This window comes from Aeromonas sp. s11 (assembly GCF_040907945.1).
In the GTDB taxonomy this organism is placed as follows: Bacteria; Pseudomonadota; Gammaproteobacteria; order Enterobacterales; family Aeromonadaceae; genus Aeromonas; species Aeromonas veronii.
In genome coordinates, this window is record NZ_JBFOCU010000028.1 from 38,930 (window position 1) to 52,022 (window position 13,093).

The 13,093-nt window shown below is 59.4% G+C and carries 13 protein-coding genes; 8 read left to right on the plus strand and 5 right to left on the minus strand.

Annotated elements, in window-relative coordinates; all coding sequences use genetic code 11:
* Positions 1-9 precede the first annotated feature (9 nt).
* Entirely contained in the window at positions 10-1,032 is a 1,023-nt protein-coding gene (locus tag AB5Y84_RS08725) for a GGDEF domain-containing protein (RefSeq protein WP_019445736.1), read from the minus strand.
* A 134-nt stretch (positions 1,033-1,166) separates the two neighbouring features.
* Here AB5Y84_RS08725 and rnr point away from each other — a divergent pair, with 134 nt between their 5' ends.
* The 4 genes from rnr to AB5Y84_RS08745 are packed head-to-tail and all read left to right on the plus strand — an operon-like array spanning position 1,167 to position 5,393.
* The gene (rnr, locus tag AB5Y84_RS08730; protein WP_005354835.1) at positions 1,167-3,560 is read left to right on the plus strand and encodes a ribonuclease R; all 2,394 of its coding nucleotides are present in this window, start codon (positions 1,167-1,169) and stop codon (positions 3,558-3,560) included.
* Positions 3,557-4,306: a 23S rRNA (guanosine(2251)-2'-O)-methyltransferase RlmB gene (gene rlmB / locus AB5Y84_RS08735; protein ID WP_368176780.1), complete on the plus strand. Its 750-nt coding sequence runs from the start codon at positions 3,557-3,559 to the stop codon at positions 4,304-4,306. Before rnr ends, rlmB begins: the two co-directional genes overlap by 4 nt.
* A 2-nt stretch (positions 4,307-4,308) precedes the next feature.
* Positions 4,309-4,881 (plus strand): Crp/Fnr family transcriptional regulator, encoded by a 573-nt coding sequence (locus tag AB5Y84_RS08740; protein WP_368176781.1) that lies wholly within the window; start codon positions 4,309-4,311, stop codon positions 4,879-4,881.
* Positions 4,882-4,937: 56 nt separating this feature from the next.
* On the plus strand, positions 4,938-5,393 hold the full coding sequence (locus tag AB5Y84_RS08745; RefSeq protein ID WP_113739848.1) for a GNAT family N-acetyltransferase: 456 nt from the start codon (positions 4,938-4,940) through the stop codon (positions 5,391-5,393).
* Positions 5,394-5,465: 72 nt separating this feature from the next.
* Here the strand turns inward: AB5Y84_RS08745 and srmB are convergent, their stop codons facing one another.
* Complete coding sequence (srmB, locus tag AB5Y84_RS08750; protein WP_113739847.1) at positions 5,466-6,689, minus strand: ATP-dependent RNA helicase SrmB; 1,224 nt, start codon at positions 6,687-6,689, stop codon at positions 5,466-5,468.
* A gap of 119 nt (positions 6,690-6,808) precedes the next feature.
* On the opposite strand from srmB, the gene AB5Y84_RS08755 reads away from it, so the two are divergent.
* From AB5Y84_RS08755 to brnQ (AB5Y84_RS08765), 3 genes are all read left to right on the plus strand, one after another.
* Positions 6,809-7,519, plus strand: a complete 711-nt coding sequence (locus tag AB5Y84_RS08755) for a tRNA1(Val) (adenine(37)-N6)-methyltransferase (protein ID WP_113739846.1) — start codon at positions 6,809-6,811, stop codon at positions 7,517-7,519.
* A 191-nt stretch (positions 7,520-7,710) separates the two neighbouring features.
* Positions 7,711-9,015: a branched-chain amino acid transport system II carrier protein gene (gene brnQ, locus AB5Y84_RS08760; RefSeq protein ID WP_005335813.1), complete on the plus strand. Its 1,305-nt coding sequence runs from the start codon at positions 7,711-7,713 to the stop codon at positions 9,013-9,015.
* Positions 9,016-9,408: 393 nt separating this feature from the next.
* Positions 9,409-10,743, plus strand: coding sequence for a branched-chain amino acid transport system II carrier protein (brnQ, locus tag AB5Y84_RS08765; protein ID WP_368176782.1), 1,335 nt, complete (start codon positions 9,409-9,411; stop codon positions 10,741-10,743).
* Between the two features lie 72 nt (positions 10,744-10,815).
* Here brnQ (AB5Y84_RS08765) and AB5Y84_RS08770 read toward each other — a convergent pair whose 3' ends face one another.
* Genes AB5Y84_RS08770 through zur form a run of 3 tightly spaced genes read right to left on the minus strand, consistent with a single transcriptional unit; the run spans position 10,816 to position 11,960 of the window.
* Positions 10,816-11,046: a hypothetical protein gene (locus AB5Y84_RS08770; RefSeq protein WP_368176783.1), complete on the minus strand. Its 231-nt coding sequence runs from the start codon at positions 11,044-11,046 to the stop codon at positions 10,816-10,818.
* 4 nt (positions 11,047-11,050) lie between these two features.
* Entirely contained in the window at positions 11,051-11,512 is a 462-nt protein-coding gene (locus AB5Y84_RS08775; RefSeq protein WP_005343179.1) for a chemotaxis protein CheX, read from the minus strand.
* Positions 11,502-11,960, minus strand: a complete 459-nt coding sequence (gene zur / locus AB5Y84_RS08780) for a zinc uptake transcriptional repressor Zur (RefSeq protein ID WP_005335805.1) — start codon at positions 11,958-11,960, stop codon at positions 11,502-11,504. The genes AB5Y84_RS08775 and zur overlap by 11 nt, the downstream gene beginning before the upstream one ends.
* A gap of 137 nt (positions 11,961-12,097) precedes the next feature.
* Here zur and dusA point away from each other — a divergent pair, with 137 nt between their 5' ends.
* On the plus strand, positions 12,098-13,084 hold the full coding sequence (dusA, locus tag AB5Y84_RS08785) for a tRNA dihydrouridine(20/20a) synthase DusA (RefSeq protein ID WP_201953508.1): 987 nt from the start codon (positions 12,098-12,100) through the stop codon (positions 13,082-13,084).
* The last annotated feature ends 9 nt before the right edge of the window (positions 13,085-13,093 follow it).

The window sequence follows — 13,093 nt, forward strand, 5'->3', positions numbered from 1 at the left end:
GGGACTAAATCAGGAAGGGAGCGGCATCACCCGGTTGCGCCCCAGCTCCTTGGCCTTGTAGAGCAGCTTGTCGGTACGTTCGACCAGACAGTCTGCGCTCTCCTGACCGTTGAACTCACCCACGCCAAACGAGGCTGTGATGTGGTCAATGCGGCGGCCCGATTTGCGATCCAGAATCGACATCCGCTCGATGGCGCGGCGCATGCTCTCCGCCATCTGTCTGGCCAGCGCCAGCGAGCGATGGGGGACCAGCATGGCGAACTCCTCCCCACCCAGCCGATAGGCGGTGACCCCCTCCTTGCAGGCGTCGCGCAGCCGTTTGCTGAAGGCGCGCAGTACCTGATCGCCGAGCAGGTGACCGTACTCGTCGTTGAAGTTCTTGAAGCGATCGATATCGGCGAGGATCAGCGAGAAGGGGTGCTGGCTGCGGATCAATCCTTCCAGCTCCAGATCGAAGGCGCGGCGGTTGAGCAGGTTGGTGAGGGCATCCTCGTTGGCCAGTTTGCGTGTCTCGTTGAGCGCGGCCCGCAGCTCTTTGATCTCTTTCTCCGCATTGCTGAGCTGGTTGCGAAAGTGCATGGTGGACATGCGCACATCCCGCGATTCGCGCACCAGCTCCCGCAGGATCCCCATGGTGTCTTCCAGGCTGAAGCCCTCGTCATCAATGCGGCTGAGCTTGTCAAAACTCTTGTCGAGCATCTCCTGAAACATGCCGGTATCGGAGATGGCGTCCTGCATGGAGTGGCCTAGCTCGTTGGCCATGGCGGCGAGGCTCAGTTTCATCGCCTCCATCTGCTTCTCGTCCTGAGCGGCCAGATACTGGTGATAGAGCCGCTCGCAGGTGGTGAGCGAGCAGGTTCCCTGCATTTTGACTGCCTGATCAATCGCCTGGTTGAGCTCGGGCATGCTGGCCGAGACATAGTTGTACCATAGGTGGTAATTGTCCGGCGTCGTGGGGATCTGGTACTTGATCATCAAAGGGACCGCCTGTTTGAGATAGGCGGCGGATTGGGCAAATGTGTCCTTACTCATGAGTTCTGTGTCTCATCATGCCAGCGAACTGAAGATAGTATGACAGAGAGATTGGCCAAAAGGCAGCCGATGGATGCCATTCGCCCCCCCCTCCGATATAATGGCACCGTTACCACCTACCCTAAGGCCTGCTTATGTCTCAAAAAGATCCTTTCCTCGAACGCGAGGCCGAAAAATACGATAACCCCATCGCCAGTCGCGAGTTGATCCTGGAACTCATCAAGGGCCATGAAAAGCCCATGTCCCGTGAAGAGTTGGCCAAGGTCCTCAAGCTGAAAGATGAAGAGCCGTTGGAAGCCTTGCGTCGTCGTCTGCGCGCCATGGAGCGTGATGGACAACTGGTATTCACTCGCAACCAATGTTATGCCCTGCCGGATCGCCTGAATCTGGTCAAAGGTTATGTAATCGGCCACAAGGATGGCTTCGGTTTTCTGCGTCCGGAAGGTGGTGGTCCGGATCTGTATCTGAACAACCGAGAGATGCAACGCCTGATGCATGGCGATTACGTGCTGGTGCAGCCGACCGAGATTGACCGCAAGGGTCGTCAGGAAGCGCGTCTGGTGCGCCTGCTCAAGTCCCGTGAGGCAGACATTGTCGGCCGTTACTTCGTCGAGAATGGCGTTGGTTTCGTGGTGCCGGATGACAGCCGTATCGGCCAGGACATCATCATCCCGGAAGGGGAAAACAAAGGGGCTCGCCAGAGCCAGGTCGTGGTTGTGCGGATCAATCAGCGCGCCACCTCCCGCATCAATGCCGTCGGCACCGTACTGGAAGTGCTGGGTGAGAACATGGCGCCGGGCATGGAGATCGAAATTGCCCTGCGTACCCACGGCATTCCGCATACCTGGCCGGAAGAGGTGACCAAAGAGGTTGCCGGTCTCGGTGAGCAGGTGCCGGAGAAGGCCAAAGAGGGCCGCATCGACCTGCGCGCTCTGCCGCTGGTGACCATCGACGGGGAAGATGCCCGTGACTTCGATGACGCCGTCTTCTGTGAAGCCAAACGTGGTGGCGGCTGGCGCCTGTGGGTTGCCATTGCTGACGTCTCCGCCTATGTGAAGCCTGGCACGGCGCTGGATGCCGAAGCGTATCAGCGCGGCAACTCCGTCTACTTCCCCGAGTTCGTGGTGCCCATGCTGCCGGAGGTGCTCTCCAACGGCTTATGTTCCCTGAACCCGCAAGTTGACCGCCTCTGCATGGTGTGCGAGATGACCATCTCCGCCGCTGGCCGCATGTCCGGCTACAAGTTCTACGAAGCGGTAATGAACTCTCACGCCCGTCTGACCTACACCAAGGTTGCCGCGATCCTCGATGGCGATCCCAAGCTGCGTCAGCAGTATGATCCGCTGGTGGGCCATATCGAGGAGCTCAACAACCTCTACAAGGCGCTCAAGCATGCCCGTCATCAGCGCGGTGCGGTGGAGTTCGAGAGCGAGGAGACTCGCTTCATCTTCAACGCCCAGCGCAAGATCGACCGCATCGTGCCACTGGTGCGCAACGATGCCCACAAGATCATCGAAGAGTGCATGATCCAGGCGAACGTGGCTGCTGCCCGTTACATCGAGAAGAACGAAGCCTTTGCCCTGTTCCGGGTCCACGACCGTCCGGGCGAAGAGCGTCTGACCGGTTTCCGCGATTTCCTGGCCGAACTGGGTCTGGAGCTCAAGGGCGGTCTCGAGCCCGAGCCGAAGGATTTCGCCGAGCTGGCTGCCAAGTTTGAAGGGCGCCCCGATGCGGAGCTGCTCTCCACCATGCTGCTGCGCTCCATGCGTCAGGCCATCTATCAGGCCGACAACATCGGTCACTTCGGTCTGGCCCTGAAGTCCTACGCGCACTTCACCTCGCCGATCCGTCGCTACCCAGACCTGATCCTGCACCGGGCGATCAAGTACCAGACTGCCAAGGAGCAGCAGGGCAACCTGCGCCACAAGTGGACCCCGAGCGGTGGTTATCACTACCAGCTGGAAGAAGTGGACCCGATGGGCGAGCACTGCTCCATGACCGAGCGCCGTGCCGACGATGCCACTCGCGACGTGGCCGACTGGCTCAAGTGCGAGTACATGCTGGATCACGTGGGTGACGAGTTTGACGGCGTTATCGCCAGCGTCACCGGCTTTGGCTTCTTCGTGCGTCTGGCGGAGATCCACATCGACGGTCTGGTGCACGTCAGCACCCTCACCAACGACTACTACCAGTTTGATCCCCTGCACATGCAGCTGATTGGCGAGAACTTCCGCCGTCGCTACCGTCTGGGCGACAAGGTGCGGGTCAAGGTGATGGGCGTCAATCTGGATGATCGCAAGATCGACTTCGTGATGGTGGAAGAGCCGCTCAAGGCCACCGGCAAGAACGCCAAAGAGATGGCGCGCAAGCAGGCCGAGATCAAGAAAGAGAAGGCCAAGAGCGCCCAGCGCCACGAAAAACGTAAAGAGGGCAAGGATCACGGTAAATCCGACAAGGGTGGCCGTGCCAAACCGAGCAACAGACGACCGAGCAAAAAGGCTCGCGATAAGGCCAAGAGCACTAAATGAGTACTGAACTGATCTACGGCATTCACGCTGTATCCGCGCTGCTGGAGCGCACCCCGGAGCGCTTTATCGAAGTGTGGGCCCTCAAGGGGCGGGATGACGACCGGCTGCAACCCCTGCTGACCGAGCTGGAATCCCTCGGCCTCAAGGTGCAGAGCGTGAACCGCAAGACCCTTGATGACAAAGCGGAAGGCAACAATCACCAGGGCATCATGGCCCGGGTGAAAGAGGCGCCGAAGCTGGCCGAGCACGATCTGGCCAGCCTGCTGGACGAGCTGGCGGCACAACAGAACCAGCCCTTCCTGCTGGTGCTGGATGGCGTGACCGATCCGCACAACCTCGGCGCCTGCCTGCGCAGCGCCGATGCTGCCGGGGCTCATGCTGTCATCGTGCCGCGGGACAAGGCCACCGGCCTGACCCCGATCGTGCGCAAGGTTGCCTGTGGCGCGGCCGAAGTGGTGCCGCTCATTCAGGTCACCAACCTGGCCCGCACCCTGCGCGAATTGCAGGAGCGCGGCGTCTGGATTGTCGGCACCGCTGGCGAGGCCGATCACGACCTCTATCAGGCCAAACTGACCGGCCCGATGGCGCTGGTGATGGGTGCCGAAGGTAAAGGTATGCGTCGCCTGACCCGCGAACATTGCGACGAGCTGGTGAGCATCCCGATGGCAGGGGCGGTATCCAGCCTCAACGTCTCGGTGGCAACCGGCGTTTGCCTGTTTGAAGCCGTGCGCCAGCGCCGTGCTTGATCATGCTGACTGACAGACCCCCCTTCGATTGGGCGCAGGTCGCAGATAAAGAGGAGGCCGCGCGCCTCCTCTCTTTTGCCCGCCCTCTGACCCTCAGCTCGAAAAGCTGCCTCTGGCACGCCGGCGACAGCCCGGATCTGCTGGTCAGGGTGGAGCAGGGGCTGCTGCGGGCCAAGCTGGTGCTGGAGGATGGCCGCGAGTACATCAAGGAGTTCTACTGGGAGGGGGACGAGTTTCTCGACTTCCACCACCTGCTCAGTGGCGAGCCGGCCCGCTACAGCGTGGAGGCGCTGGAGTCTTGCCGTCTGCAGCTGTTCAGTCTGGCCGACCTGCGCCAGCTGCCCGGCTGGCCGCGCTGGTACCAGCACCTGCTGGAGGTGCAGCTGCGCATCAAGGAGGAGAAGGAGCAGTTGCTGCTGACCGGCAGCCCGCAGGCGCGCTATCAGCACTTTCTCGACAGCTTTCCCGCGCTTGATGCCAGAGTGCCGGATCACCAGATCGCCGCTTATCTTGGCATTACTCCCATCAGTCTTAGTCGCATTCGCAAACGGCTGAAAGAACTTAACAAAGGTTAATGCAGGGCGCTGGCGCCACGATTATGCTGGCAGGCCGAACTGATAAGGAGTTGCCGATGAACTGGATCCTGAAACCCTGGTCTGAACTGACCACTGACGAGTTGTATGAGTTGCTGGCGCTGCGGGCCGAGGTATTCGTGGTGGAGCAGACCTGTCCCTTTCAGGATCTGGACGGGCTCGATCGCCGCGAAGGGGTCTGGCACCTGCTCGGCTATCAGGGCGAGCTGCTGGCCGCCTATACGCGGATCATGGCGCCCGGCATCAGCGACGAGAGCGGCGCCGCCATCGGTCGGGTGGTGACCTCACCCAAGGCGCGCGGCGGCGGTCTCGGTCATAAGCTGATCAGCGAGGCGGTCAAGGCGTGCGAGGCGCGCTGGCCGACCCACAGCATTTGGCTGGGGGCGCAGGCCCATCTGCAAGGCTTCTATGGCCAACACGGTTTTGTGGCGGAAGGGGAAGGCTATCTCGAAGATGATATCCCCCATATGGGGATGCGCAGAGTGGTGGCATAACCACTCGTCAGAGTGATTCAGAATGCAGAAGGGCCATCCCGCGGGATGGCCCTTCTCTTTATCGCCAGGCTATCACTTCTTCTTTTTCTTCTTGGCGGACTTCTTCTTGTCGACCGGCTTTTTCTTCTTCACCGGTACCCGCGCTTCCTTGTGTTTCGGGCGCAGCTCGTCGATCACCCGGCGCTTGAGGCGCTCCTCGGTGTAGCGCTCGATCTTGGCGACCATCGCCATGTCGTGGGCTTCCACCAGGCTGATGGCACAGCCACGGTTGCCGGCGCGGCCTGTACGACCGATCCGGTGGACGTAAACGTCGGCGCCGTAGGGCATGTCGTAGTTGATGACATGGCTGACGTTCGGCAGGTCGATGCCGCGGGCGGCGACGTCGGTGGCGATCAGGAAGGGTACTTCCCCTTCGTGGAACTTGCGGATCGATTCGATACGCTTGCTCTGCTCCATCTCGCCACGGATCCAGGCGCAGGAGATGCCTGCCGCCTGTAGCTGGCCGGAGAGCTCCGCCAGACGCTCGCGGGTCTTGACGAAGATGATGGCTTTCTGGGTTTCCGAATCTTTCAGGATATGGGTCAGCAGCGCCAGCTTGTGGGCGGCGTCATCAGCCAGATGGATCCACTGGGTGATGGGGCGACGTTCGCTGCGGGGCGGCTCGGCGTGCAGCTCCACCGGATCCTTGAGGATCTCGTTGGCGAACTTCTCAAGGCCGGCCCCTTCCAGGGTGGCGGAGAAGAGCATGGTGTGCTTGCGGTAGCGCGCTTCGGCCACGATGCGGTTCACATCCTTGATAAAGCCCATGTCCAGCATGCGGTCCGCTTCATCCAGCACCAGCACTTCGATGTCGTGGCTCTCGAACTCCTCTTTCTCGATGTACTCGAGCAGACGGCCCGGGGTGGCCACCACTATGTCGGTGGTCTTGGTCAGGGCAGGCAACTGCTCTTCATGGCTGACGCCGCCGATGATGGTTTCGATGCTGAGGTTGGTATGGGCCGCCAGCGCCTTGGCGTGGGCGGTCACCTGCAGCGCCAACTCGCGGGTCGGGGTCAGGATCAGCATGCGGCAGGGGCCCGGCTTGCGGCGCGGGAAGTCCAGCAGGTGCTGGAGTGCCGGCAGCAGGAAAGAGGCGGTCTTGCCGGTACCGGTCGGTGCGGATGCCAGAATATCGCGGCCGTCCAGGGCTGGCTCCAGCACCATCTGCTGGATGGTGGTGGGGCGGGTGAATCCCATCTCGGCCAAGGCCCGGTTGAGGGCTGGGTGCAGGTCGAAATCATCAAAGGACTGGCTCATGGCAATACTCGGTCATTAAGGAAACGGCAGATTATAGGCGATTATCTCGTCGGCTCCTATTGGTGAGTGTGTCTTAGCCGCTATAATCGCCCACCATTTTTGCAGATGACGGGGGCCAGATGGGACGTAGTCGCGGATTTACCTTCAAACAGTTCCATATCAATCACGATCGCTGCGCCATGAAGGTGGGCACCGATGGCATTTTGCTCGGTGCCTGGGCGCCGGTCGAACAGGCGCGACGAGTGCTCGATATCGGCACCGGCAGCGGCCTGATCGCCCTGATGCTGGCCCAACGCAGCAGATCTGACTGCCGTCTTGATGCGGTCGAGCTGGATATTAATGCGGCCAGTCAGGCGCGGGAGAATGCGGCTGCTTCTCCCTGGGCCGATCGGGTGACCATCATAGAGAGTGCCATTCAGGATTATCAGGCCGACCCTTACGATCTTGTCGTCTCCAACCCTCCCTATTTCGTGGCAGGCCAGTCATTTAGCGATCCGGCGCGGGCGTTGGCCCGCCATACCGGCGCCCTCGACAGCCACGCATTACTGGCGGCCTGCGATCGTTTGTTGAGCCCGAACGGGCAGGTAGCGCTGGTGCTGCCGACGGCGATGGCCGATGAAATTTTATGCATTTCGGCGAATTATGATCTGCATGGCATTTGTTATACAGCTGTTATCACCAGAGAGGGTAAAGAGGCAAATCGTGTTTTATTGCTACTTGGCAGAGGATTAAACAGGTGTGAGAGGGGTGAAATTGTGATCCATTCTGCTGATGGGGCCTATTCCGACAGATATATCCAACTGACCAACCCCTTCTATTTGAAGATGTAAATTTCGTCTTGAACTATTTTTTCACGCCATTATGCTGGTTCCAGATCGAGCGCCCGCTCCAGACCAGCTAAAACCACTGGTTGCGATGAAAAAACATGCGGGGCTCTTTTTTTATACCCCCCGAACACACCCGGTCAGCGACCGATAAAAACTATAACAAGCAATAATTTACAAGACAGACGAGGTTGAACTTGACGAAATCACTCACATTGTCCGATGTACTCGGATTAGGGTTTATGACCTTCGCCTTCTACTTGGGCGCCGGTAACATCATTTTCCCGCCGTTGGCCGGTTACATGGCTGGTGAGCACCTCTCCCTGGCGATGTTTGGCTTCCTGGTCACTGCCGTGGGCCTGCCTCTGGTGACCATTCTGGCCGTGGCGAAAGCCGGTAACGGCTGGGCTGGCATGACCAAGCTGCTGCCTGCCGGTGTCGCGACTGCGCTGGCCGTGGCCATCTATATCATCATAGGCCCGGCCTTTGCCGCGCCCCGTACCGGTCTGGTTGCCTACGAAATGGGCCTCAAGCCATTCATCGGTGACATGGGGCAGGCGGGTCTGGCGGCCTATACCGTGATCTTCTTTGGTGTGGCCATTCTGGTCTCCATGAACCAGGGCAAGCTGATGGATGCCATCGGCAAATACCTGACTCCGGTACTGATGCTGCTGCTGCTGACTCTGGCGATCGGGGTATTTGTCGCGCCGCAAGGCTCCATGCCTGATGCGTCCGGTGACTATCAGAACAGCCCCTTCGTCAAAGGGATCCTGGAAGGCTACAACACCATGGACACCCTGGCGTCCCTGATGTTTGGTGCTCTGATCGTCGATCTGCTGCGCCAGAAAGGCATCAACGATTACAAGAGCCAGTTCAAGTATCTGGCCATTGCCGGCCTTATCTCTGCCGTTGGTCTGAGCGTGGTGTACGTCTCCCTGTTCCAGCTGGGTAACACTGCCGCCGGTGTGGCGACCGATGTCAGCAATGGTGGCGCAATCGTCAACGCCTACGTACTGAGCCTGTTTGGTCAGCCGGGTCAGTTCATTCTGGCGGCCATCATCACTCTGGCGTGCTTTACCACTGCAGTCGGTCTGATCTCTGCCTGTTCCGATTTCTTCCACAATCTGACCGGCATGGCTTACAAGAAGCTGGTGGTGTTGCTGGGCGTTATCTGTGCCGTGGTGGCCAACGTGGGCCTGAGCCAGCTGATCAGCCTCTCCATTCCGGTGCTGGTTGCCATCTATCCGGTTGCTGTGGCGCTGGTACTGGTCACCTTCCTGAAGGGTTATTTCGGCCGTCCCCGTCTGGTGTTCCGTGGCGTGTTGATGGTTGCCTTCCTGTTCGGGTGCCTGGATGGTCTGGGTGCTGCCGGTATGAAGATGGATGCGTTTGCCTTCCTGCCGCTGTTCGACAAGGGCCTCGCCTGGCTGATGCCGACCCTGCTGGCCTGCGTAGTTGGCGTGATGGTGCGTCCGACCGAGATGGCTGCCGAAGCTGCCTGATCATACCCGATCTGATATTGCCAAGAGCCTGCCCCGTGCAGGCTCTTTTGTTTTCTGTGAGCCTCGCTTCTCGCCTCGCTTTACACTGCCGTAGTTGTCCCCGTGCTCAGATAGCATCTGAGCAGCCGTATTTTGCCGCTATAACCGGTTCCCCTCTCTCACCTCCCATACGCCACATGCGACACCTGTTTATGGAGCGCTGAGTTGTTCGGCGATTAATTCCACAGCGGTAAATTGTTTCAAGATATTAATTGGTGATTGAGATCGAACTCCTCTTCTTTATGCTAAAGGTGGTGCGCCTCATCCGGTCCGAGGGCCGTGTGGGGGCGAGAGGTATTGTTACCGGTTATCTGCCAGGCAGTGGGTGCAATCAATAACAAGCTGATAAGGCAGATGAGGTTGAGTTTGACGAAATCATTGAAGTTGTCCGATGTATTCGGATTGGGGTTTATGACGTTTGCCTTCTATCTGGGGGCAGGCAATATCATTTTTCCGCCGCTGGCCGGTTTTATGGCGGGTGAGCATCTGCTGGCCGCCATGTGCGGCTTTTTGCTGACGGCGGTGGGTTTGCCGCTGATCACCCTGATTGCGGTGGCCAAGGGGAGTTCGGGGGGCGGCGCGAGTGGCTGGACCGGAATGACCCGCTATCTGCCCGCCGGGGCGGCGACGGCGCTGGCCATCACCATCTATATCATCATGGGGCCAGCCTTTGCCATTCCCCGCACCGGTCTGGTCGCCTACGAGATGGGGCTCAAGCCCTGGCTCGGCGATGCCGGTCATGCGGGACTGCTGATCTACACCCTGAGTTTCTTTGCGCTGGTGATCCTGGTGGCGCTCGATCGCGGCAAACTGCTCGATGCGGTCGGCAAGTATCTGACCCCAGCCCTGATGGCGATGCTGCTTATTCTGGCGGTCGCGGTCTTTATGACGCCGCAGGGCACCATGCCTGATGCCAGCGGTGAGTACATAGATGCAGCCCTGACCAAAGGAATGCTGGAGGGGTACAACACCATGGATACCCTGGCCTCCCTGATGTTTGGTGCCCTGATCATCGGTTTGTTGCGCCAGAAGGGGATCGAGGATTATCGCAGCCAGTTCAAATATCTGACCATTGCGGGCTTGATCTCGGCGGTCGGGTTGTCGGCGGTGTATGTCTCGCTCTTTCAGCTGGGCAACAGCGCCGGTGGGGTGGCAAGCGATATCAGTAATGGCGGCGCCATCGTCAATGCCTACGTCCTGAGCCTGTTTGGTCAGCCGGGTCAGTTCATTCTGGCGGCGATTATCACGTTGGCCTGCTTTACCAGCGCGGTCGGCCTGCTCTGTGCCGGTGCCGACTACTTCCATGGTCTGACTGGCTGGGCCTATCGCAGTTGGGTCATGCTGCTGGGGGCGCTCTGTGCGCTGGTGGCCAATGTGGGGCTGAGCGAGCTGATCGGCCTCTCGATTCCGGTGCTGGTGGCCATCTATCCGGTTGCCATCGCGCTGGTGCTGGTGACCTTCCTCAAGGGATGGTTTGCCCAGCCACGGCTGGCGTTTCGCGGCGTGCTGACGGTCGCCTTTCTGTTTGGTTGCCTCGATGGGCTGGGGGCTGCCGGGATGGCGATGGACGGCTTTGCCTTCCTGCCGCTGTTCGACAAGGGGCTTGCCTGGCTGCTGCCGACTCTGCTGGCCTGCATCGTCGGCATCCTGGTGCGACCAAGCGGGAAGTTGGCTGCCGAAGCGGCTTGATTCAGGGTCAACGAGATAGCAAAGAGGCCAGCAACTGCTGGCCTCTTTGTTTCTGCCGGATCCGTTACCGGATCAGATTTGCGGGCCTTTCGGCTTGGGTTTGCCCTCCAGACCATACCAGTGGGTTTCTACCCGTCCGGCATGCCACTCGAAGGTGCCCCAGGGCTGCTTGGCTTCCCAGCGCGGGAAGTTGATGATCACCCGGTTATCTTCGTACTTGTAGAGGGAGGTGCTGATCTGAATGTCCGACAGGATCAACAGCAGGGCCCAGCAGATGAAAATCCATTTCAATGCTTTCCACATAGGGTTACTCGAAGCAGATTTCGATAGTGGCGCGACCGAAATCCGATTCGAACGGCATCATGATCTTGGTACCATCGGCACGGTGGGTAATGGTGTGGTTGGGGCCGGAGACGATGATGGGGGTCGCCATGTCAAACTCGTAGCCCTTCTCGCCCAGCATCCGCTTGGCACCGCCGGTCACCATGTTGGTGATTTCACCGACCATGTCGGTCACCTCTTCGTTGATGGAGGCGGGAGCTTCCCCCAGCATGCGGCGCATGATCTCCAGCGCCAGCCCCTTCTCGAAGCTGATGGAGAGGGAGCCACGGGTCTGCGGGCCGACCATGCCAATCAGGCCGGAGACGTCGCCGCGCGCCAGCTCATCCATCTTGCGTTTCGGTTTGCCCGGTTTGAGTTCCAGCTGTGCCATGGTCGAGAGCACATTGAGCAGGGATAGCAGGAACGGATTTACAAAATCAGCCTTCATGATGACTTCCTACAGTGGGCGTACAACGGGCACATTGGCCATGTGCCTCTATCGTCTTATTGGTAATAGTAAAACCATGCAAGTGGGCCTGCTCGGAAAACGCGCTATCGATCGCCGTATCGTGAAGCTCGACCACATCCCCGCACTCGTCGCAGATCAACAACTGCATCGGGTGAGCGTGATCGAAGTGGCAGCAGAAGATAAACGCGTTGAGAGATTCCACCTTGTGAGCAAAGCCCTGTTCGAGCAAAAAATCGAGTGCCCGATAGACGGTTGGCGGCTTGGCATTCGCTTCGGTTTGTTGCAGCTGGGCCAACAAATCATAGGCGCTGATGGCGTTGCCGTGTGCCGCCAGCAGGCGAAATACCTGACGTCGGGTCGGGGTGAAGCGGATCCCTCGCTGTATACAGAGTCGCTCGGCTCGTTGTAAAAGTTGGTCTTGATTCATGATCGCGCAGATACCCTTTCTATTAGCCGGATACTATCACAGGGCCTCGCATGGCGCGGCGACAAAATTCATTTTCTGGGGCTGCTTCACGTTGTGATAAAATCCGCCCCTTTCTTTAGCCAACCCGGATGATTTTTATGCAGGCGCAGCGTTTTTCCATCGCCCCCATGCTGGACTGGACTGATCGGCATTGCCGTTACTTTCATCGACTGATGAGCCGCCAGACCTTGCTCTATACCGAAATGGTGACCACCGGTGCCATCATCCACGGCAAGGGGGATTATCTGGGTTACAGCGAGCAGGAGCACCCCATTTCCCTGCAGCTGGGTGGCAGCAATCCGGCCGATCTGGCGCGCTGTGCCAAGTTGGCCGAGGAGCGCGGCTATGACGAGGTGAACATCAACGTCGGTTGCCCCTCCGATCGGGTGCAGAACGGTCGCTTTGGCGCCTGCCTGATGGGTGAACCGGCGCTGGTGGCTGACTGCGTCAAGGCGATGCGCGATGTGGTCGATATTCCGGTAACGGTGAAGACCCGTATCGGCATCGATGATCAGGACTCCTACGAATTTCTGCAGACCTTTATCGAACAGGTGCGCGATGCCGGTTGCGACACCTTCATCGTCCATGCCCGCAAGGCCTGGCTGAGCGGCCTTAGCCCCAAGGAGAACCGCGAGATCCCGCCGCTCGATTATCCTCGCGTCTATCGGGTCAAGCAGGATTACCCGGAGCTGACCATTGCCCTCAACGGCGGTGTTACCTCCATGGAGCAGACTCTCGCGCACCTGCAACACGTTGATGGCGTCATGATGGGGCGCGAAGCCTATCAGAATCCCTACATTTTGGCGCAGGTGGATAATCTGGTGTTCGGCCAGAATAACGCCGTGCCGAGCCGCCACGAGGTGGTGCGGATGATGCTGCCCTATATCGAGCAGGAGCTGGCCAAGGGTAACTACCTCTCTCACATGACCCGCCACATGCTGGGTCTGTTCCAGAACATGCAGGGGGCCCGCGCCTGGCGCCGTCACCTGAGCGAGAATGCCTGCAAACCGGGAGCGGATATTCAGGTGGTGCTGGATGCCATGGCCAAGGTGCCGGAGTTTGCCGCCAGCGAGCAGGGCGAATAACTCTCCTGT

Coding starts and splice junctions, on each gene's coding strand:
- AB5Y84_RS08725 (WP_019445736.1), bottom strand. CDS start 1,032: ATGAGTAAGGACACATTTGCCCAATCCGCCGCCTATCTCAAACAGGCG.
- rnr (WP_005354835.1), top strand. CDS start 1,167: ATGTCTCAAAAAGATCCTTTCCTCGAACGCGAGGCCGAAAAATACGAT.
- rlmB (WP_368176780.1), top strand. CDS start 3,557: ATGAGTACTGAACTGATCTACGGCATTCACGCTGTATCCGCGCTGCTG.
- AB5Y84_RS08740 (WP_368176781.1), top strand. CDS start 4,309: ATGCTGACTGACAGACCCCCCTTCGATTGGGCGCAGGTCGCAGATAAA.
- AB5Y84_RS08745 (WP_113739848.1), top strand. CDS start 4,938: ATGAACTGGATCCTGAAACCCTGGTCTGAACTGACCACTGACGAGTTG.
- srmB (WP_113739847.1), bottom strand. CDS start 6,689: ATGAGCCAGTCCTTTGATGATTTCGACCTGCACCCAGCCCTCAACCGG.
- AB5Y84_RS08755 (WP_113739846.1), top strand. CDS start 6,809: ATGGGACGTAGTCGCGGATTTACCTTCAAACAGTTCCATATCAATCAC.
- brnQ (WP_368176782.1), top strand. CDS start 9,409: ATGAGGTTGAGTTTGACGAAATCATTGAAGTTGTCCGATGTATTCGGA.
- AB5Y84_RS08770 (WP_368176783.1), bottom strand. CDS start 11,046: ATGTGGAAAGCATTGAAATGGATTTTCATCTGCTGGGCCCTGCTGTTG.
- AB5Y84_RS08775 (WP_005343179.1), bottom strand. CDS start 11,512: ATGAAGGCTGATTTTGTAAATCCGTTCCTGCTATCCCTGCTCAATGTG.
- zur (WP_005335805.1), bottom strand. CDS start 11,960: ATGAATCAAGACCAACTTTTACAACGAGCCGAGCGACTCTGTATACAG.
- dusA (WP_201953508.1), top strand. CDS start 12,098: ATGCAGGCGCAGCGTTTTTCCATCGCCCCCATGCTGGACTGGACTGAT.